Raw genomic sequence first — 20,857 nt, forward strand, 5'->3', positions numbered from 1 at the left:
GATCGAACCCCGTGGTCGGTGAAGCCGGTGTCGGGTCGAACCATCGGACGGTGCGGCTCATCGCCATCGTCGCGGGGTTGCTCGGCGCACTGCTGGCCATCGCGACGCCGTTGATGCCGGTCACGCAGACCACCGCCGAATTGAACTGGCCGCAGAACGGCGTGCTGCGCAGCGTGGACGCCCCGCTCATCGGCTACGTCGCGACCGACCTGGAGATCTCAGTGCCGTGTCGCGCGGCGGCCGGCCTGACCGGTCCCGGTAGCCAGGGCCGCACGGTGCTGTTGTCGACCGTGCCCAAACAGGCGCCCAAGGCCATCGACCGCGGCCTGCTCATCGAGCGGGTCAACGACGACCTGCTGGTGATCGTGCGCAACACCCCAGTAGTCAGCGCACCGCTGGACCAGGTGCTCAGCCCGCAGTGCCAACGGCTGACCTTCACCGCGCACGCCGACAAGGTGACCGGCGAGTTCGTCGGCCTAGTCCAGGGTCCGGGACGGATTCCGAACGACGACCCCGGTGAACCGCTGCGCGGTGAGCGCGGCGGCTACGACTTCCGCCCCCAGATCGTCGGCGTCTTCACCGACCTCAGCGGTCCGGCGCCCCCGGGTCTGGAGTTCTCCGCGACGCTCGACACCCGCTACAGCACGTCGCCGACGCTGCTCAAAACCCTGGCGATGATCATCGGGGTGGCGATGACCGTCATCGCCCTGGTCGCGCTTCATCTTCTCGACATCGCCGACGGCCGCGGCGTCAGACGGTTCCTGCCCCCGCGGTGGTGGACGCTGCGACCGCTCGACGGCGTCGTGACCGCGGTGCTGGTGTGGTGGCACTTCGTCGGCGCCAACACCGCCGACGACGGCTACATCCTGACGATGGCGCGGGTCTCCGAGCACGCCGGCTACATGGCGAACTACTACCGGTGGTTCGGCACGCCGGAGGCGCCCTTCGGCTGGTACTACGACCTGCTGGCGCTGTGGGCCCACGTCAGCACGCACAGCGTGTGGATGCGCCTGCCGACGCTGGTGATGGCGCTGGCGTGCTGGTGGGTCATCAGCCGTGAGGTGATCCCGCGCCTGGGCCACGCCGCGAAGAAGACACCTGCGGCGGCGTGGACGGCGGCGGGCCTGTTCCTGGCGTTCTGGCTGCCGCTGAACAACGGGCTGCGCCCCGAACCGATCATCGCGCTCGGCATCCTTCTCACCTGGTGCTCGGTCGAGCGGGGTGTGGCCACCAGCAGGCTGCTGCCCGTGGCGATCGCGATCATCATCGGTGCGCTCACGCTGTTCTCCGGGCCGACGGGCATCGCCGCCGTGGGCGCACTACTGGTGGCCGTCGGGCCACTGAAAACCATTGTCGCCGCGCATGTCTCACGCTTCGGCTATCTGGCGTTGCTGGCGCCGATCCTGGCCGCGGCCACCGTCACGATCATCCTGATCTTCCGGGACCAGACGCTGGCCTCCGAGATGCAGGCCAGCACCTTCAAGTCCGCGGTCGGGCCGAGCCTGAGCTGGTTCGACGAGCACATCCGCTACGAGCGGTTGTTCACGCTGAGCCCCGACGGTTCGGTGGCGCGCCGGTTCGCGGTGCTGACACTGTTGCTGGCGCTGGCCGTTGCGGTCGCGATGTCGTTGCGCAAGTTCAAGATTCCCGGCACGGCATTGGGGCCCAGCCGTCGCATCATCGGCATCACGGTCATCTCGTTTTTCGCCATGATGTTCACGCCGACCAAGTGGACCCATCACTTCGGGGTCTTCGCCGGGCTGGCCGGCTCGTTGGGCGCGCTGGCCGCCGTCGCCGTCACCGCCACGGCGATGCGCTCGCGGCGCAACCGCTCGGTGTTCGGCGCCGCGGTCCTGTTCGCGATGGCGCTGTCGTTCGCCACCGTCAACGGCTGGTGGTACGTGTCGAACTTCGGTGTGCCGTGGTCGAACGCCATGCCGGAGTGGAAGTTCGGCTTCTCGACGATCCTGCTCGGGCTGGCCGTGCTGGCCCTGATCGCCGCGGCGTGGTTCCACTTCTCCGGGCGCGACTCGTCGCCACCCGGACCGCAGCGGCGCTGGCAGCGAATGTTGCAGGCGCCGTTGGCCATCGCCACATGGCTGCTCGTGGTTTTCGAGGTGCTCTCGCTGACGCTGGCCATGATCGACCAGTACCCGGCCTGGAGCGTCGGCCGATCCAACCTCGAAGCCCTGACCGGCAAAACGTGCGGGATGGCCGAGGACGTCCTCGTCGAGGAGGACCCCAACGTCGGCATGCTGAGGCCGATCGGTACTCCCGTCGGTGAGGCGCTCAGCGCAGGCACCGCGCAGGGGTTCAACCCCAACGGGATACCCAGTGACGTCTCCGCCGACGAGACGATGAGCGGTCAGGGCACCTCGAGCAACTTCGCCGATACCGACAACGAAGACGACCAAGCTGGAAACGGTGGGACCGAGGGCGGCACGACGGCCGCCGCCGGTGTCAACGGTTCACGGGCCCGGCTGCCCTACAAACTCGATCCGGCCACCACCCCGGTGATGGGCAGCTGGCGGGCCGGCACGCAGCAGCCCGCGCAGTTGCGCTCGGCGTGGTACCAACTGCCTTCCCGCGACGACGCCGGCCCGCTGCTGGTCATCTCGGCGGCCGGCCGGTTCGACGCGGGTGAGGTCACGGTGCAGTGGGCGACCGACGAGCAGGCCGCCGCCGACGAGCCCGGGGGTGGGATCGGGTTCGCCGACGTCGGCTCCTCCCCCGCATGGCGCAACCTGCGGGCGCCGCTGTCCGCGATACCGCCCGAAGCCACTCAGATCCGACTGGTGGCCTCCGACGAAGACCTCGACCCGCAGCACTGGACTGCGGTGACGCCGCCGCGGATCCCGGAATTACGCACGCTGCAGGACGTCGTCGGGTCGTCGGATCCGGTGCTACTGGACTGGCTGGTCGGGTTGGCGTTCCCCTGCCAGCGGCCGTTCGGCCACCAGAACGGCGTCGTCGAGGTGCCCAAGTGGCGGATCCTGCCCGACCGGTTCGGGGCCGAGGCGAACTCCCCGGTGATGGACTACCTCGGCGGCGGGCCGCTCGGCATCACCGAACTGCTGGTGCGGGCCACGACGGTGCCGACGTATCTGGACGACGACTGGTTCCGGGACTGGGGCTCGCTGCAGCAGCTCACGCCGTGGTACCCGAACGCCGCGGAGGCCCGCCTGGACCTGGGCACGGCGACGCGCAGCGGGTTGTGGAGCCCGGCGCCGCTGCGCCTGTCCTGAGCTGCGGGCCTTAACGGGTTGGTCGCACCCACCTGGTGCGTGGGATCAACCCGTTAGAGCGATCGCGGGACGACAGGTCGAGCAGCTTCGCGGCCGACCGGTCCAGCCGCGGCGGCGGAACAGGTCGCCGATCAGTAGAGCCGTGCGGCACGCGCCGCCGAAGACGAGTCCATAGGTGACCCTGATCGTGACGAGGTCCGACCGGCTCAGCTCTGCGAGGTCACGCAGCGCATCCCGATCGCGATCGCGCGGTGACTCGTGAATCGCGCGACCGTCCAGCTCGACGACGACTCCCTGGCGCTTGTAGCGCACATCCTGGAATGTCGACCGGCCGGTCGCGGTGCTGCGGATCTGGCGCTCCCCTCGCGGCAGCCCGTGCGCCCGCTCGACTCGATGCAGGTAGCCACGCTCCAGCACCGAACACGCGCCGTCGCGGACGTCGGTGAGCATCGCCTCCACCGTCCGCCGACCCGCGACACGGCGGCGTGAAGGGTCTGCAGGATGCGCTGGGGGTGGTGCGCCGCGCGGCACCCACCCGCGCCAATACGGCGAAGGCGGCGGCGACATCTTCGTCGCGAAGTTCACTGCTGATCACGTCGATCAGTGCGTGTTCCAAGCGGATCGCCGGCGGGCTGCGGTCGAGATCGGCGCGCTGAGCGAAATCCGGCATTCGATGCAGCACCACCCGTCGCAGCGGCCGCAAATTGCGCGACGGGTCGACGGCGACGTGCACGACGGTCATCGGCGGATCGGGCAGCGCCGACGCGTGGGCCAGCGCGGCGGGCCAGAATGCCAGCACCGCGGCCCAGTGGCGCTGCGTCTGCGTGAGGCGGCCGCTGTGGATAACCCCTTAACCGGTGGGTCGCACGCACGTGGTGCGTGGGATCAACCCGTCAGAGCGCAGGAGGCGTTTGCCCATATCGGCCCGGGGTCACCGACTCCGATGATCGAGTCGCCTACCATCGACGCTCGTGCCTGCCCATCGGATCGCGCGACTGATCGCCGTCGTCGCGGGCATCGCCGGTGTGCTGTTGTGCGGGCTGGTCCCGCTGCTGCCGGTCAAACAGACCACCGCGACCATCCTGTGGCCGCAGGGCACCGGACCCGACGGGTTCGTCAGCGACATCACCGCCCCGCTGGTCTCCGGCGCCCCGCAGGCCCTCGATATCTCGATCCCCTGCCGGGCCGTCGCCACGCTGCCCGCCGACGGTGGCCTGGTGCTGTCCACCGTCCCGCCGGGCGGCATCGACGCCAGCCGTAACGGGCTGTTCGTGCGCGCCACCTCCGACCTCGTTGTCGTGGCGTTCCGCGACTCCGTCGCCGCCGTCGCACCGCGGCCCGCCGTCGAGGACGGCGCCTGCAGCACACTGCACATCTGGGCCAACCCCGGCGAGGCCGGCGCCGACTTCATCGGGCTGCCCGGGGCCGTGGGAACGCTGCCGGCCGAGGAGAAGCCGCAGGTCGCGGGCGTCTTCACGGATCTGGAGGTCGCACCACAGGACGGGCTCGAAGCGCGCGTCGACGTCGACACCCGCTTCATCACCTCCCCGACCGCGCTCAAGCTCGCCGTGATGGTGCTGGGGGTCTTGTGCGTGATCGCGTCGATCGTGGCGTTGGCGGTGTTGGACCGCCGGAGCCGCGCCTGGCGGCGTGTCTGGCGGGTGGGCTTCTGGCACTGGGTGGCCGACCTGGCCGTCGTGGGCACCTTGCTGCTGTGGCACGTCATCGGCGCGCTGTCATCGGACGACGGCTACAACCTCACCATCGCCCGCGTCTCGGCCGACGCCGGCTACACCGCGAACTACTACCGCTTTTTCGGCGCCACGGAGGCCCCGTTCGACTGGTATCAATCGGTGCTCGCGGCGTTCGCCTCGGTCAGCACCGCCAGCGTGTGGATGCGGGTGCCCGCGACGCTGGCGGCCATCGGCGCCTGGTTGATCGTCAGCCGCTGCATCCTGCCGCGCCTCGGCCGCCGGCTTGCGGCCAACCGGGTGACGGTGTGGACGGCGGGGGCGGTGTTCCTGGCGGCGTGGCTGCCGTTCAACAACGGCCTGCGGCCTGAACCGTTGATCGCGTTCGGCACCGTCGCGGTGTGGGTGCTGGTGGAGAACGCCGTGGCCACCCGGCGGACATGGCCTGCCGCGCTGGCGATCGTCGTCGCGGTGTTCAGCGTGACGTTGGCGCCGCAGGGACTGATCGCGATCGCGCCCCTTCTGGTCGGCGCCCGCGCGATCGTCCGCACCATCCGCGCGCGTCGTCCCGTCGACGGTGTGCTCGCGCCGCTGGCCGCGCTGCTGTCCGCGCTCGCGCTGATCTTCGTGGTGGTGTTCCGCGACCAGACTCTGGCCACGGTGGCGGAGTCGGCCCGCATCAAGTACGTCGTCGGCCCGACGATCGCCTGGTACCAGGAGTTCCTGCGCTACTACTTCCTCACCGTCGAAGACAGCGTCGATTCGTCGCTGACCCGACGCTTCGCGGTGCTGGTGCTGTTGCTCTGCCTGTTCGGGATGCTCGCGGTGCTGCTGCGGCGCGGCGGTGTCGCCGGCATGGCGCGCGGGCCGGTGTGGCGGCTGATCGGGTCGACGGCGATCGGCCTTCTGCTGCTGACGTTCACGCCCACCAAGTGGGCGGTGCAGTTCGGCGCGTTCGCCGGTCTGGCGGGTGCGCTCGGTGCGGTGACGGCGTTCGCGTTCAGCCGCGTCGGGCTGCACAGCCGTCGCAACCTCGCGCTCTATGTCACCGCGCTGTTGTTTGTATTGGCTTGGGCGACATCGGGGATCAACGGCTGGTTCTATGTCGGCAACTACGGTGTGCCGTGGTTCGACAAGCAGCCGGTGATCGCCGGTATCCCGGTCACCGGGATCTTCCTCGCGCTGGCGATCATCACCGGCCTGCTCGCGGGGTGGCTGCACTTCCGCATGGACTACGCGGGGCACACGGAGGTCGCCAACACCAAACGCAATCGCGTCCTCGCCTCGACGCCGCTGCTGGTGGTGGCGACGATCATGGTGGTGCTCGAGGTCGGCTCCATGGCCAAGGGCGCCGTGCAGCGCTACCCGGTGTACACCACCGCCAAGGCGAACTTCTCAGCGCTGAAGTCTGGGCTCTCGGACACCAGCTGCGCGATGGCCGACGATGTGCTCGTCGAGGCCGACACGAATGCCGGTATGCTGCAACCGGTTCCGGGGCAACGCTTCGGCGAGTACGGCCCGCTCGGCGGGGAGGACCCCGTGGGCTTCAACCCGAACGGCGTCAGCGACACCCTCGAACCGCCCGAGCCGATCACCGCCAACCCCGGCACCGTCAACTCCGACGGCTCACCGAACGAACCCAACATCGGGATCGGCTTCGCCGCAGGCACCGGCGGTGGATACGGACCCGTCGGCGTAAACGGTTCAAATGTGTTCCTGCCGTTCGGACTCGATCCCGACCGCACGCCGGTGATGGGCAGCTACGACGAGAACACCGTCGCGGCCAAGGTGACCTCGGCGTGGTATCAGCTGCCGCCACGCACCCCGGACCGGCCTTTGGTCACCGTCGCGGCGGCGGGGGCGATCTGGTTCTACGAGGAGGACGGTTCGTTCAACTACGGGCAGTCGCTGAAGCTGCAGTGGGGTGTGCACCGCCCCGACGGCAGCTATCAGCCGCTGGCCGAGGTGCAGCCGATCGACGTCGGCCCCGGTCCTCAAAAGGCCTGGCGCAACCTGCGTTTCCCGCTCGCCACGGCGCCGCCGGAGGCGAATGTCGCGCGCATCGTCGCCGACGACCCGAACCTGTCCACCGACCAGTGGTTCGCGTTCACCCCGCCGAGGGTGCCAGTGCTCGTCACGGCGCAGCAGTTCCTCGGCTCGCAGACGCCCGTCCTGATGGACATCGCGACGGCCGCGAACTTCCCTTGCCAGCGCCCGTTCTCCGAACATCTCGGCATCGCCGAGTTGCCGGAATACCGCATCCTCCCGAACCTCAAGCAGGTGGTCGTGTCCTCGAACCAGTGGCAGTCCGCCGAGGACGGCGGTCCGTTCCTGTTCATCCAGACGCTGTTGCGCACCTCGACCGTGCCCACCTATCTGCGCGACGACTGGTACCGGGACTGGGGTTCGATCGAGCGGTACCTACGGGTGGTGCCCGAATCCGAGGCGCCGGACGCGGTCGTCGAGCAGGGGGCGGTGCGCGTGTTCGGTTGGAGCCGTAGCGGACCCATCAGGGCGCTGCCATGAGCCAGACATCGAGTTCCGACGTGCGAATCGCCCGATGGGTTGCCGCGGTCGCCGGCCTGATCGGCTTCGTGCTGTCGGTGGCAACTCCTCTGCTTCCCGTGGAACAGACCACCGCATCGCTGAACTGGCCGCAGCAGGGCGAGTTGAACAGCGTCACCGCGCCGTTGATCACGCAGACTCCGGTGCGGATGTCGGTGACCGTGCCGTGCGAGGTGATCCGCTCGATGCCGCCGCGCGGCGGAGTCGTGTTGGGCACCGCGCCCAAGGACGGTAAGCAGGCCGCGCTGCAGAGTCTGTTCGTCACGGTCAACCCGCAGCGTGTCGACATCACCGACCGAAACGTGGTGGTGGCCAGCGTCCCCCGAGCCCGGGTGGTCGGCACCGGGGACTCCCCGGGATGCTCTCGCATCGAGATCACCTCCTCGGAGGAGGGCACCTTCGCCGACTTCGTCGGGCTGACGAAGGCGGACGGTTCGCCGCAGTACACCGGTTTCCCGGACCCGAACCTGCGCCCCGCGATCGTCGGCGTGTTCACCGACCTGACCGGTCCTGCGCCGTCGGGGCTGAGCCTGTCGGCAGAGATCGACACCCGGTTCACCACCAATCCGACACCGTTGAAGTTGACGGCGATGGTGCTGGCCATCGTGTCGACGGCGATCGCACTGCTCGCGCTGTGGCGCCTGGATCGTTTGGACGGCAGGCGAATGCGGCGGCTGATCCCGCAGCGGTGGCGGACGTTCAGCCCCACCGATGTGGTGGTGGTCGGCGGCTTCGCGGTCTGGCACGTGATCGGGGCCAACTCCTCTGACGACGGCTACATCCTCGGGATGGCCCGGGTGGCCGGTCACGCGGGGTACATGTCGAACTACTTCCGATGGTTCGGCAGCCCCGAGGACCCGTTCGGCTGGTACTACAACCTGCTGGCGATGATGACCAGCGTCAGCGACGCGAGCATCTGGATGCGACTTCCGGACCTGGTGTGCGGAATCGTGTGCTGGCTGTTGCTCTCTCGTGAGGTGCTGCCGCGCCTCGGTCCCGCTGTTGCCGCGAGCAAGCCTGCGCTGTGGGCGGCGGGGCTGGTGCTGCTGGCGGCATGGATGCCGTTCAACAACGGCCTGCGCCCCGAAGGCCAGATCGCCACCGGCGCGCTGATCACCTACGTGCTGATCGAGCGGGCCATCACCTCAGGACGACTCACTCCCGCGGCGTTCGCGATCATCACGGCGGCGTTCACGCTCGGGATCCAGCCGACGGGTCTGATCGCGGTGGCCGCGCTGCTGGCGGGCGGTCGACCGCTGTTGCGCATCCTGGTGCGTCGCCGCCGGGTGGTGGGCGTCTGGCCGCTGGTGTTGCCACTGCTGGCCGCAGGAACGGTGATCCTTACGGTCGTCTTCTTCGACCAGACCATCGCAACGGTGTTGGAGGCGACCAGGATTCGCACCGCCGTCGGCCCGAACCAGGAGTGGTACACCGAGAACCTGCGCTACTACTACCTGATCCTGCCGACGGTGGACGGATCGCTGTCACGTCGCTTCGGCTTCCTGATCACCGCGCTGTCGCTGTTCGCCGCGATGTTCATCATGTTGCGACGCGGACGCGTGCCCGGGGTGGCACGGGGTCCCGCGTGGCGGCTGATCGGGATCATCCTGGGCACGGTCTTCTTCCTGATGTTCACCCCCACCAAGTGGGTGCACCACTTCGGACTGTTCGCCGCGGTCGGGGCGGCGATGGCGGCGCTGGCCACCGTGCTGGTGTCGCCTGCGGTGCTGAAGTGGTCACGCAACCGGATGGCTTTCCTGGCCGCTGTGTTGTTCGTGCTCGCACTGTGCTTCGCGACCACCAACGGCTGGTGGTACGTGTCGAGTTACGGCGTCCCGTTCAACAACGACGAACCCGCCATCGGCGGCATCACCGTCAGCACGGTCTTGTTCGCGCTGTTCGCGATCGCGGCCATATGGGCGGCCTGGCTACATTTCTCGTCGCGGACCCGCGGCGAAGGGCGCATCGCCCGGGCGCTGACCGCGGCGCCGATCCCGGTCGTCGCGGGCTTCATGGTGGTCGTGTTCGTCGGATCGATGCTCCTCGGCGCGGTCCGCCAGTACCCCACCTACTCGAACGCGTGGGCCAACCTGCGCGCCTTCGCCGGCGGTTGCGGCCTGGCCGACGACGTGCTCGTCGAACCCGACGCCAACCAAGGCTTCCTGACAGCGCTGCCCGGGCAGTACGGGCCGTTGGGCCCGCTTGGTGGAGACGGGCCGGTCGGGTTCACCGCCGATGGTGTGCCGGAAAAGATTGTCGCCGAGGCGATTCGGATGAATCTGCCGATGCCCGGCACGGACTACGACTGGGATCAGTCCACCGAGCTGGACGAGCCCGGTGTCAACGGGTCGACGGTGCCGCTGCCGTACGGGCTCGACCCGAACCGGGTTCCGGTGGCGGGAACCTACGTCGAGGGACCCCAGCAGCAGAGCAGGTTGACGTCGGCCTGGTACGAACTGCCCGCCCCCGACGACGGGCATCCGCTTGTCGTCGTCACCGCCGCCGGAACCATCACGGGCGACAGCGTGTTCAACGGGCGCACCGAGGGCGAGACGGTCGAATTGGAGTACGCGCGCCGCGCTCCGGACGGTGCCATGGTGCCCGCCGGCCGGATGGTGCCCTACGACCTGGGTCCGATCCCGTCGTGGCGCAACCTGCGCTTCCCCCGCGCCGACATCCCGACCGATGCGGTCGCCGTTCGCGTTGTTGCCGAGGATCTTTCGCTGACGCCGGGCGACTGGCTCGCGGTGACTCCGCCCCGGGTCCCCGAACTGCGGTCGGTTCAGGAGTACGTGGGCTCGGAGCAGCCGGTGCTGATGGACTGGGCGGTCGGTCTGGCATTCCCGTGCCAACAGCCGATGCTGCACGCCAACGGCGTGACGGAGATTCCGAAGTTCCGCATCACCCCGGACTACAACGCCAAGCGCAAGGACACCGACACGTGGCAGGACGGCCTCAACGGTGGTCTGCTGGGGATTACGGATCTGCTGTTGCGCGCGCACGTGATGGCGACGTATCTGTCGGAGGACTGGGGTCGGGACTGGGGCTCGCTGCGCCGGTTCGAGCCGACCCCTGAGGCGCAAGGGGCGACGCCTGCGACGCTGGACTTCGGGACGGCCACCCGCAGCGGCCTGTACAGCCCGGGCCACATCCGCATCAAGCCGTAATCGTCGACGCGAGCAAGCTCTGCGGCAGTTGTCGCGCCCTCGGCGATCTAGGTCTGAGCCGCCTAGTGGTGAGGGCGGTCCGACGTGGTTCTCCCACCTGGTCGCCGGCGACGAGATCGACGAGTTGCGTCTCACCAGCGGCATGCGGCGCAAAGGTGTACTGCTCGGCGACGACGGCACCGTCATCGTCCGATGGGTTCGGCGCTGAGCGCCCGCTCGCGCGATTTTGAATCGAGGTCAGCCCGTTGTTGCGTTGCGCGGCTGATCTGCTTTTCTCGCATCAGGCGCAGCGACTTGCACAGCAGCCGGGTCTCGCACGGGCCAGATAACCGCGACGCGTGGTCGACCACGCGACGTTCAGCTCCACCGACAGCTGCGTGGACCCATCACCGCAACGACACGATTCCGCGCCACGGGCCTCTGCTTGCGCTTACAAGGAGTTTGGTGGTGTCCAGGTGCTCGGGTTCGACAAACTCGGCGCTCGCCGGGCCTCCGATGTGGGACCCTCGGAGAAGGTTTTCGTCCAATTCGGGAGGTCGGCGCCAACCACGGCGCATGAAGGTGAGGACGCATATGGCAGATGAAGTCCGCTAGATAAACCTCTCGGCCGAGCGCCCGGGTACGCGCTCTGATGTGACACCAGGCAATATGCGTGCCGACCGATCTCGGCGATGACCGTCGGCGACCCCACTTGGAGCTCGCACGTCTCTTATTCGCGACAGACAGCAATGAACTTAGGAACTGACCATGACAATCCGTCGCCAAACCGCCCACCCCTTCCTACTCAGGTGTGTTGTGATGCTGGCCGCCGCGCTCGGATGTGTCGCACTCGGGTGCGGCACCATCGCGAGTGCCGAGCCCGTATGGGACATCGAGGAGTTCGACAACTGCACCCAAACCCTGGACGAGGGCCTCGACAACACGCAGAACTGGATCGATACCGCCAACGAGTACTGCTGTAAGCACAGCGGCGGCGTGTGGAACGACAATCGAAAAGAGTGTGTGGCGCCGCCGGCCGAGGGCCAGGGCGCCGGGCCACAAGTGCCGCCGCGGGGGGTACTCCCGACGGTCCGTGTCAATCCGCCCAACATCGGCGAGCCCATTCCGCCGATGGCGCCCCCGGTGTTGGCACCAGGGGTTCCGTTGCAGCCCCCAGCGGGGTGACCACGGGCGCGGGGGACTAGATCGGGGTGAGGCCGTGCTTGCGTTGCACGCGGGTGATCTGCTTGTCGCGCAGCAGGTTCAGCGACTTGCGCAATAACAGCCGGGTCTCGTGCGGCTGGATCACCGCGTCGATGAAGCCGCGCTCGGCCGCGATCCACGGCGTGGCCATGTTGAGGTTGTAGCCCTCGATGAAGTCGGCCCGGATCTTCTGCACCTCCGGTGCGGTCGGATCCGGGAACCGCTTCACCAACAGCTGGGCGGCACCCTCGGCGCCGATCACCGCGATGCGCGCGGTCGGCCACGCGAAGTTCAAATCCGCCGACAGCTGCTTGGATCCCATTACCGCGTATGCCCCACCGTATGACTTGCGGATGGTGATGGTCACCTTCGGCACATCGGCCTCGACGACGGCGTTGAGGAAGCGGCCGCCGCGCTTGATGATGCCGCCCTTCTCCTGCTGGACACCCGGCATGAATCCCGGCGTATCGACGACGAAAACCAAAGGCAGGTTGTAGGAGTCGCAGAACCGGATGAACCGCGCGGCCTTGTCGGAAGCCTCGTTGTCGATCGACCCGGACAAGTGCATCGGCTGGTTGGCGACCACCCCGACCGGGCGTCCGTCGACCCGCGCGAACGCGGTGATGATCGCCGGACCCTGCTGCTCGGCCACATCGAAGACGTCGCCGTCGTCGAAGATCCGCAGCAGGATCTCGTGCATGTCGTAGGCCATGTTGTCGCTGTCCGGCACGATCGAGTCCAGCTCGTAATCATGCGGGGTCAGCTCCGGCTCCAGCCCGGGGTTGACGATCGGCGGATCGTCGAACGTGTTGGCGGGCAGGAACTCCAGGTAGTCGCGCACGTACTGGAACGCCGCGGCCTCGCTCTCCACAACCTGGTGGATGTTGCCGTAGCGGGCCTGGGCATCGGCGCCGCCGAGTTCGTCGAGCGAGACGTCCTCGCCGGTGACGTCCTTGATGACGTCGGGTCCGGTGACGAACATGTAGCCCTGATCCCGAACGGCCACCACGAGATCGGTCTGGATCGGCGAATACACCGCGCCTCCAGCGCATTTGCCGAGGATGATCGAGATCTCGGGAACCAGCCCGCGGAGCAGTTCGTGGCGGCGGCCCAGCTCGGCGTACCACGCCAGCGACGTCACTGCGTCCTGGATCCGCGCGCCCGCTGAGTCGTTGATACCGATGATCGGGCAGCCGACCATCGCCACCCACTCCATCAGCTTGGCCACCTTGCGGCCGAAGATCTCACCGACCGAGCCCTGGAACACCGTCTGGTCGTGGCTGAACACGCCGACCGGCCTGCCGTTGATCCTGGCGTGCCCCGTCACCACGCCGTCGCCGAACAACGCGTTCGGGTCACCGGGCGTCTTCGCCAACGCGCCGATCTCCAGGAAGCTGCCCGGATCGACCAGGGCGTGGATTCGCGCGCGGGCGCTCGGAATGCCCTTTCTCTCCCGCTTGGCGACCGCCTTCTCCCCACCGGGCTCCTTGGCCTGTTCCAGCTTCTCGCGGAGTTCGGCGAGCAGTTCTGCGGTGGTCCTGGTGCGGATGGGCGGCAGAGATTCCGTCGTCACTTGCCCTGCTTCTCCTGATCGGTGTTGTCGGCCTCGATCTGGCTGATCGACTCGCTCATGTGCGCCCCGACCTTCGCAATGTACGGCTCGTCGATCACCTGGATGTGCTCGCCCCCGATCGGGACGACCTCCAGGTCAGAAACGAACTCCCCCCAGCCGCCATCGGGCTTGCGCGTGGCGTAGCGCGGTTCGAAGTAGATCGCGTCGTCGTGGTAGCGGTCAGCCATGTACAGCGTGACCTTGCCGTCGTACGGCTTGATGTCGGCGGTGTCGATGGCCCGCTGATCGAGATACGACGTGCGCTGGTGCTCGATGATGCCGCCGGGGATCTGCACCCCGCTCTGGCTCACCACGTCGAGGACGTAGCGCACCTGACCCTCGTCGTCGAGCGCTTCGAGTTCCTCGTAGGGGATCTCGGGGATCTCGACGTTGAACGTGCGCTCGGCGAAGCGGGCGTAGCGATCCCAGCGGGCGCGGGTCTCCTCCTTCGTCTGGGGGATCTCCTCACTCGGACGGACCGCGTCGATCAGACCGACGAACCGCACATCGGCGCCCGCCTGCTTGAGACCGATCGCGCACGCGTAGGCGAGCACACCGCCCAGCGACCAACCGGCCAGGACGAACGGGTGACCCTGCTTGTCTCCCGTCCAACCGTTGAGCTCCAACAGTTTCGGCACGTACTCGCGGGCGCGCTCCTCGATGGAGCCCTCGACGCGCTCGATGCCGTACATCGGCGTGTCGGGGGGCAACCGCTTGAGCAGCGGCTCGTAGACCACGGTCGAACCACCGGCGGCGTGGAAGACGAACACCGGGATCCGGTCCGAGTCTTGGGACGGGGCGCGCAGCGTCCGCACGAAGCCGTCGACCTTGCCGCCCTCGAGGTAGTCGCGGACGGTGGTGGACAGTTCCTCGATGGTCTTCGCCGAGCGGACGTCGTCGGCGCTGATGGTGCCCTCGTCGACGCGCTCGGTCAGCCGCTCGGCGATCTTGGTCGCGGTCGCGTCATCGACATCGGGCAGGTCGTTGAAGATGCCGCCCGGCGACTTACCGGTGACGATCGCCCACGTCGCGAACGTGACGCGTTCCGCGGCGTCGCGCGGCGGCACGTCGGAGCCCAGCGCCTCGGTGACCGCCTCCTGGGTGAGTACCTTGCTCGCCGCCGCGACCGTCGACTTTGACGGGCCGCCTGCGGCGGTTTGGGGCGTGGGGCCGCTCGGATCCGTCGGCGGCGGCGGAATCACCGGGCCGCTCGGGTCGGTCGGCGGCGGCGGGATGTCGGATTCCGTCGCCGTGCCCGCGCTGGTCACCTCGGAGGCAACGCCGGTCTTCTCGGCCAACACCTGCTCGAGTTCGGCGACGGTGGTCGCACCGCCCATCAGCTCGGCCTGTTCGGCCGCGATCTCCTCGGCGGTCTTGGTCTTCTGATGCTCGGCAAGCTGATCGACCTCGTCGCGGTGTTCGATCGCGTACTGGATCAGCTTCTCGACCGCATACAGGTTGGCGTCGCGCACCGCGGTCAGCTGGATCGGCGGCAGGTCGAAGTCGTACTCGACGCGGTTCTTGATCCGCACGGCCATCAGCGAGTCCAGGCCGAGCTCGATCAGCGGCACCTCCCACGGCAGGTCCTCGGGCTCGTAACCCATTGCCCCGCCGACGATCGCGCCGAGACGGTCGCGGATCGACTCACCGGAGTCCGGCGACCACTTCGCGAAGCCGGCGGCCAGGCCCGCACCCGCAGTCAGGTTGTCCTGCAGGATCTCGGCCGCGTCTTCTTCGGGATCGTCTGCGGGCGCCGCCGAAACCTGTTCGGCCACAGTCGCTCCCGTCGCCACCGCGACGGGCAGCGCCGCCGCGGCGCCGGTGCGGCTCACCACGGCGTCGTACACCAAAGTGAACGACTCGTCGATGCGCGCGTGCACCTGCACGCTGGCCCCTCCGGGATGGCGGGTCAGCGTCGTCACCAGCCGTGCGCCCGCACCGGGCACCGCGCGCTGTTCGGAGGCGACCAACTTGGCGTCGGGAATGACCTGAGCGGCAGCGGCTTTGACCAATCCGGCCAGATCCGGCTCACCCTTGGGGGCGTACTCCCAGACGTGCCTGCCGTCCGGGGTGGCGACGTGGTTGCCCGGCATCATCACCGAGCTGTCACCGGTGAACCGCGCGTCGAGCCAGTGCGGTTTGCGCTTGAAGCGGGTCGGCGGGATGTTCGCGAAATCCAGCGCGCCGGCCAACCCCTTGGACCGCCGGGGGAACAGCGTGCGGAAGTCCAGATCGTGGCCGTGTACGAACAGCTGGGCCATCGCCACGGTCATCGAGTCGACCTCGTCCTGCTTGCGCGCCAGCGTCGCGATCAGCTGGGCGTCATGCAGACCGGCCGCCGCCGTCGTCAGGCCGACCTGCATGAGCGCCACCGGATTCGGGGCCAACTCCAGGAAAGTCGTATGGCCGTTGTCGACGGCGTTGCGGATGCCGTGGGTGAAGTAGACGCTGTGACGCAGCCCCTTCTTCCAGTAGTCGACATCGTGGATGGTCTCACCGGGGCGCAGGTAACGACCCTCGTGCACCGTCGAGAAGTAACCGATCTTGATCGGATGCGGTTCGATGCCCACGAGTTCGGCGGCCAGCTCGCCCAGCAGCGGATCCATCTGGGAGGTGTGGCTGGCGCCCTTGGTCTGCATCTTGCGGGCGAACCTGCCCTCTTGTTCGCAGCGCTCGACGATCGCGTCGACCTGGTCGGGCGGCCCGCCGATGACGGTCTGGGTCGGCGCCGCGTAGACGCATACCTCGAGATCCTTGAAATCGGCAAACACGGTATCGATCTCGTCGGCCGAATACTCGACAAGCGCCATCAACCGGATCCATTCGCCGAACAGCATGGCCTCGCCCTCACCCATCAGGTGAGCACGCGAACAGATGGCCCGGGTGGCGTCCTCCAGTGACAGGCCGCCCGCGAAATACGCGGCGGCGGCCTCGCCGAGCGACTGGCCTACCACCGCAGCAGGTTTGGCGCCGTGGTGCTTGAGCAACTCACCGAGCGCGATCTGCAGGGCGAAGATCACGGTCTGGACGACTTCGATGGGGTACTCGCAGGTCTCATTGGTGTAGTCGACCGCGTCATCGAGGATCAGCTCGAGGATCGAATAACCCCGTTCATCCTGGATGAGCGCATCGACCTTGTCGATCCACTCTGCGAACACCTCGTTGCGCAGGTACAGGTTCTTGCCCATCTTGCGGTGCTGCGCACCGAAACCCGCGAGCACCCACACCGGCCCGTTCGTCACCGGGCCGTCGGCGCTGAACACACTCGGGTGCTGCTTGCCCTCGGCCACCGCGCGTAGGCCCTTGATGGCCTCGTCGTGATCGTGGGCCAGCACCACCGCGCGCGAGCGCCCGTGGTTGCGCCGCGATAGCGCACGACCGATCGACTCCAGCGACGACGCCCGCCCCTCGGGGCTGTCGATCCAGTCGGCCAGCTCGGCTGCGGTGGCCTTCTTCCGCGACGTCAAGAAACCCGAGACCGCCAGCGGTACAACCGGTGCCGGCTGCTCACCGGCCTCCATCTCCTCGCGGGCTGCCTCGAGCAGGCGCTTGGCCTCGTCCGTCAGGCCGGGCAGTTCGGGCTCGTCCTGCAATGCGTGCGCTGGCCGGTCCAGAGCGTCGTCGTCATCGTCATCGATGAATTCGCCGTACTCGTCCATCCGCACCCCGCCGATGTAGACGGCGTTCGCGTCAGACGACTTGTCTTGCCCGGTTTCGGGTTCCGGCTCCGGTTCGGGCTCGACGAGGTCCGACGGCAGCACCTCGCGCAGCACGAGGTGGGCGTTGGCGCCGCCGAAACCGAACCCCGAGACGCCGGTAATCGCATAGCCGCTGTAGCGCGGCCAGTCGGTGACGGTGTCGGCGACCTTGAGGTGCACACCGTCGAAGTCGATGTAGGGGTTGGGGCCTGCGTAGTTGATCGACGGCGGGATCTTGTCGTTGCGCAGGGCCAACGTCATCTTCGCCAGGCTCGCCGCGCCCGCCGCCGACTCCAGGTGTCCCACATTGGATTTGATCGCGCCCAGCAGCGCCGGCTTGTCGGCCGCCCGCCCCCTGCCCACGACGCGCCCGAGCGCGTCGGCCTCGATCGGATCACCGAGGATGGTGCCGGTGCCGTGCGCCTCGATGTAGTCGACGAGGCGCGGGTTGATGCCGGCGTCCTTGTACGCCTTGCGCAGCACCTCGGCCTGCGCGTCGGGATTGGGCGCGAGCAGACCGTTGGACCGGCCGTCGTGGTTGACCGCGCTGCCCGCGATCACGGCGAGGATCTCGTCGCCGTCGCGGCGGGCATCCGAAACCCGCTTGAGCACAAGCATTCCGCCGCCCTCGGAACGGGCGTAGCCGTCGGCGTCCTGCGAGAACGACTTGATCCGGCCGTCCGGCGCGAGCACCCCGCCGACTTCGTCGAAGCCGACCGTCACCAGCGGGGTGATCAACGCGTTGACGCCGCCGACGACAACGACGTCGGCCTCACCCGAGCGCAGCGCCTGCACACCCTGGTGCGCGGCGACCAGCGAACTCGAGCAGGCGGTGTCGACGGCCACCGAGGGGCCGCGGAAGTCGTAGAAGTACGAAACCCGGTTGGCGATGATCGAACTCGCCGTGCCGGTGATCGCGTACGGGTGGGCGATCGACGGGTCCGACATGGCCAGGAAGCTGTAGTCGTTCAGCGAGCTGCCGATGTAGACACCGACGTTGCCGCCGCGCAGACTCGATGCAGGGATGCGGGCGTTTTCCAGTGCCTCCCAGGTCAATTCGAGCGCCATCCGCTGCTGCGGATCGATGTTGTCGGCCTCCATCTTCGACAGTGCGAAGAACTCGGCGTCGAACCCCTTGATGTCGGAGAGGTAACCGCCGCGGGTGCGGGCCTTGGCGACGCGCTCGGCGATGCGGGGCTCGCCGAGGAACTCCTCCCAGCGGCCCTCCGGCAGATCGGTGATCGCGTCACGGCCCTCCAGGAGCGCCTGCCACGTCTCGTCGGGGGTGTTCATGTCACCGGGGAAGCGGGTGGCCAGGCCGACGATCGCGATGTCCTCGACGTCGCGCGTCCGCGTCCAGTCCTCGTCGTCGCCGATGTCCTCGGGTTCGGGCTCGCCCTCGATGATCACCGTGGCCAGCGATTCGATGGTGGGGTGGCGGAACGCGACGGTGGCGGTCAACGTGACGCCGGTCAGGTCCTCGATGTCGCTGGCCATCGCGACGGCATCGCGCGAGGACAGCCCGAGTTCGACCATCGGCGCGCTCTCGCTGATGGAGTCGGGCGACTGTCCGGTCGCGTTGCCGATCCAGTTGCGCAGCCACTCGCGCATCTCGTTGACCGTCATATCGGTGCGCGGTGCGGTGAGCGGCTTTTCGGGCGCCAGCTGGATCTCGTCGCCGGACGGCATCTCTGGTTGCTGCGAATCGTCTTGTGTATCAGCCATATTCGGGGAGAGTCTCAGTCTGTCTCGTCGGGGAACGCGTTGGCGATCTTCCCGCTGCGCAGACTGCCGTCCAGGTAGGCCGCGCGGCACGCCCGGCGACCGATCTTGCCGCTCGAGGTGCGCGGGATCGCGCCGGCGGGGGTCAGCAGCACGTCGCGGACGGTGACGCCGTGGCGCACCGCGATCGCCGCGCGGATGTCGTCGGAGATGGGACCCATGTCGAGCTTGTGGGCGCCGGGTGCCCGCTCACCGACGATCACCAGTTGCTCGGAGGTGTCGTCGGGATCGCGCTTGAGTCCGGAGTGGGCGTTGTCGAACACCTCGTCGGGCAATTGGTTGGCGGGCACCGAGAACGCCGCCACGAACCCGGTGCGCAGCGCCTTGGTGGCCTCCTGCGCGGAGTACTCCAGGTCCTGCGGGTAGTGGTTGCGCCCGTCGATGATCACCAGATCCTTGACGCGACCGGTGATGTAGAGCTCGCCGTCGTAGTAGGCGCCCAGGTCGCCGGTGCGCACCCAGGTCGCGTCGTCGGTCGCGCCTTCGGCGTGCGACGGGTTGGTCCGCGACTTGAGGATGTTCTGGAACGTCGCGATGGTCTCCTCGGGCTTCCCCCAATAGCCCGTGCCCATGTTCTGGCCGCTGATCCAGACCTCGCCGATCTGCCCGTCGGGCAGCTCGGTGGCGGTGTCGTTGTCGACGATGACCGCCCACTCGGCGATGCCGATCTTGCCGGCGCCGGCCTGCGGAACGGCCTTGGGCGAATCCTCGGACACCGGAACGAAGCGGCCGACGTTGAGCTCGTCGCGGTCCACCGGAGTGATCGTCGGTTCGGCGTCCATCGGCGTGGTCGACACGAACAGTGTGGCCTCGGCCAGGCCGTAAGAGGGCTTGATCGCCTTGGGCTGGAAGCCGAACGGGCCGAAGGCCTCGTTGAACCGCCGCACGGTTGCCGCCGAGATCGGTTCGCTGCCGTTGAGGATGCACTTGACGTTGGACAGGTCGAGCGGCGGCTCGCCGTCCTTGGGCACGCCGCGGGCAGCGGCATGGTCGAACGCGAAGTTCGGAGCCACCGAGATGGTCCCGCCGGTGTCGCCTTCCTTGCGGGCCATTTCACGGATCCAACGGCCGGGGCGGCGCACGAACGCGGCCGGGGTCATGAACGTGATGTAGTGGCCGAGCATCGGCGACAGCAGCACTGTGATCAGGCCCATGTCGTGGAAGAACGGCAGCCAGGACACACCGCGGTCGCCTTCCTGGCCGTCGAGCGCCTCGATCACCTGCACCACGTTGGTGGCCAGGTTCAGGTGGGTGATCTGCACGCCGGTCGGGATCCGCGTGGAACCCGAGGTGTACTGCAGGTAGGCGATGGTGTGCTCGTCGACCTCGACGGGCTCCCAGGTGGCGCCGACCTCGTTGGGCACCGCGTCGACTGCGATCACGCGCGGACGCTGGTTGGCCGGGCGGGTGCGGAAGAACTTGCGCACACCCTCGGCCGCATCGGTGGTCGTCAGGATCGCCGACGGATGGCAGTCGTCGAGCACGGCGTGCAGGCGGCCCACGTGGCCGGGTTCGTTCGGGTCGAACAGCGGCACCGCGATGCGGCCCGAGTACAGGGTCCCGAAGAACGCGACGAGATAGTCGAGGTTCTGCGGGCACAGGATCGCGACGCGGTCACCGGGCTGGGTGACCTGTTGCAGCCGCGCACCGACCGCGCGGTTGCGGGCACCGAAGTCGGCCCAGCGCAGATCGCGGGCGACTCCGTCGCGCTCGGTGGAGAAGTCCAGGAAGCGGTAGGCGAGCTTGTCTCCACGCACCTTCGCCCATCGTTCGACGTGTTTGACCAGGCTCCCGTTGTCGGGAAACTTGATCAGTCCGTCCTTGATGAACGGGTTATGGAACCCCATCGCACTCTCCTGTCAGCGGCACACGCTTCTCGATGCCGATTGCACTTAACTTTTCCGAGCCGCCCCCA

Annotated in this window: 8 protein-coding genes; 4 read left to right on the forward strand and 4 right to left on the reverse strand. The window is 68.1% G+C overall.

Translation table 11 applies throughout. The annotated features are described in order from the left end of the window. Positions 1 to 11 precede the first annotated feature (11 nt). Positions 12 to 3,245 (forward strand): arabinosyltransferase domain-containing protein, encoded by a 3,234-nt coding sequence (locus AU192_RS06015; RefSeq protein ID WP_064394869.1) that lies wholly within the window; start codon positions 12 to 14, stop codon positions 3,243 to 3,245. 45 nt (positions 3,246 to 3,290) lie between these two features. Here the strand turns inward: AU192_RS06015 and AU192_RS25905 are convergent, their stop codons facing one another. Further along, on the reverse strand, positions 3,291 to 3,695 hold the full coding sequence (locus AU192_RS25905; protein WP_242656908.1) for a hypothetical protein: 405 nt from the start codon (positions 3,693 to 3,695) through the stop codon (positions 3,291 to 3,293). A gap of 521 nt (positions 3,696 to 4,216) precedes the next feature. On the opposite strand from AU192_RS25905, the gene AU192_RS06025 reads away from it, so the two are divergent. From AU192_RS06025 to AU192_RS06035, 3 genes are all read left to right on the forward strand, one after another. Further along, on the forward strand, positions 4,217 to 7,462 hold the full coding sequence (locus tag AU192_RS06025; RefSeq protein ID WP_064394871.1) for an arabinosyltransferase domain-containing protein: 3,246 nt from the start codon (positions 4,217 to 4,219) through the stop codon (positions 7,460 to 7,462). After that, complete coding sequence (locus tag AU192_RS06030; RefSeq protein ID WP_064394872.1) at positions 7,459 to 10,668, forward strand: arabinosyltransferase domain-containing protein; 3,210 nt, start codon at positions 7,459 to 7,461, stop codon at positions 10,666 to 10,668. Before AU192_RS06025 ends, AU192_RS06030 begins: the two co-directional genes overlap by 4 nt. A gap of 798 nt (positions 10,669 to 11,466) precedes the next feature. Next, positions 11,467 to 11,832, forward strand: coding sequence for a hypothetical protein (locus tag AU192_RS06035; protein WP_133148014.1), 366 nt, complete (start codon positions 11,467 to 11,469; stop codon positions 11,830 to 11,832). Between the two features lie 16 nt (positions 11,833 to 11,848). Here the strand turns inward: AU192_RS06035 and AU192_RS06040 are convergent, their stop codons facing one another. From AU192_RS06040 to fadD32, 3 genes are read right to left on the reverse strand one after another with little or no spacing between them, the layout of a single operon-like run. Further along, positions 11,849 to 13,399 (reverse strand): acyl-CoA carboxylase subunit beta, encoded by a 1,551-nt coding sequence (locus AU192_RS06040; RefSeq protein WP_094288866.1) that lies wholly within the window; start codon positions 13,397 to 13,399, stop codon positions 11,849 to 11,851. A 20-nt stretch (positions 13,400 to 13,419) separates the two neighbouring features. Next, the gene (gene pks13, locus AU192_RS06045; protein WP_165593274.1) at positions 13,420 to 18,849 is read right to left on the reverse strand and encodes a polyketide synthase Pks13; all 5,430 of its coding nucleotides are present in this window, start codon (positions 18,847 to 18,849) and stop codon (positions 13,420 to 13,422) included. A gap of 50 nt (positions 18,850 to 18,899) precedes the next feature. After that, the gene (gene fadD32 / locus AU192_RS06050; protein ID WP_064394876.1) at positions 18,900 to 20,789 is read right to left on the reverse strand and encodes a long-chain-fatty-acid--AMP ligase FadD32; all 1,890 of its coding nucleotides are present in this window, start codon (positions 20,787 to 20,789) and stop codon (positions 18,900 to 18,902) included. Positions 20,790 to 20,857 lie beyond the last annotated feature (68 nt).

This window comes from Mycobacterium lehmannii (assembly GCF_001499925.1).
GTDB classification, from domain to species: Bacteria; Actinomycetota; Actinomycetes; order Mycobacteriales; family Mycobacteriaceae; genus Mycobacterium; species Mycobacterium lehmannii.

Excerpts from the sequence above, each read along its gene's own strand:
- AU192_RS25905 (WP_242656908.1), bottom strand. The coding sequence starts at position 3,695 with ATGCTCACCGACGTCCGCGACGGCGCGTGTTCGGTGCTGGAGCGTGGC.
- AU192_RS06030 (WP_064394872.1), top strand. The coding sequence starts at position 7,459 with ATGAGCCAGACATCGAGTTCCGACGTGCGAATCGCCCGATGGGTTGCC.
- AU192_RS06035 (WP_133148014.1), top strand. The coding sequence starts at position 11,467 with ATGCTGGCCGCCGCGCTCGGATGTGTCGCACTCGGGTGCGGCACCATC.
- pks13 (WP_165593274.1), bottom strand. The coding sequence starts at position 18,849 with ATGCCGTCCGGCGACGAGATCCAGCTGGCGCCCGAAAAGCCGCTCACC.
- fadD32 (WP_064394876.1), bottom strand. The coding sequence starts at position 20,789 with ATGGGGTTCCATAACCCGTTCATCAAGGACGGACTGATCAAGTTTCCC.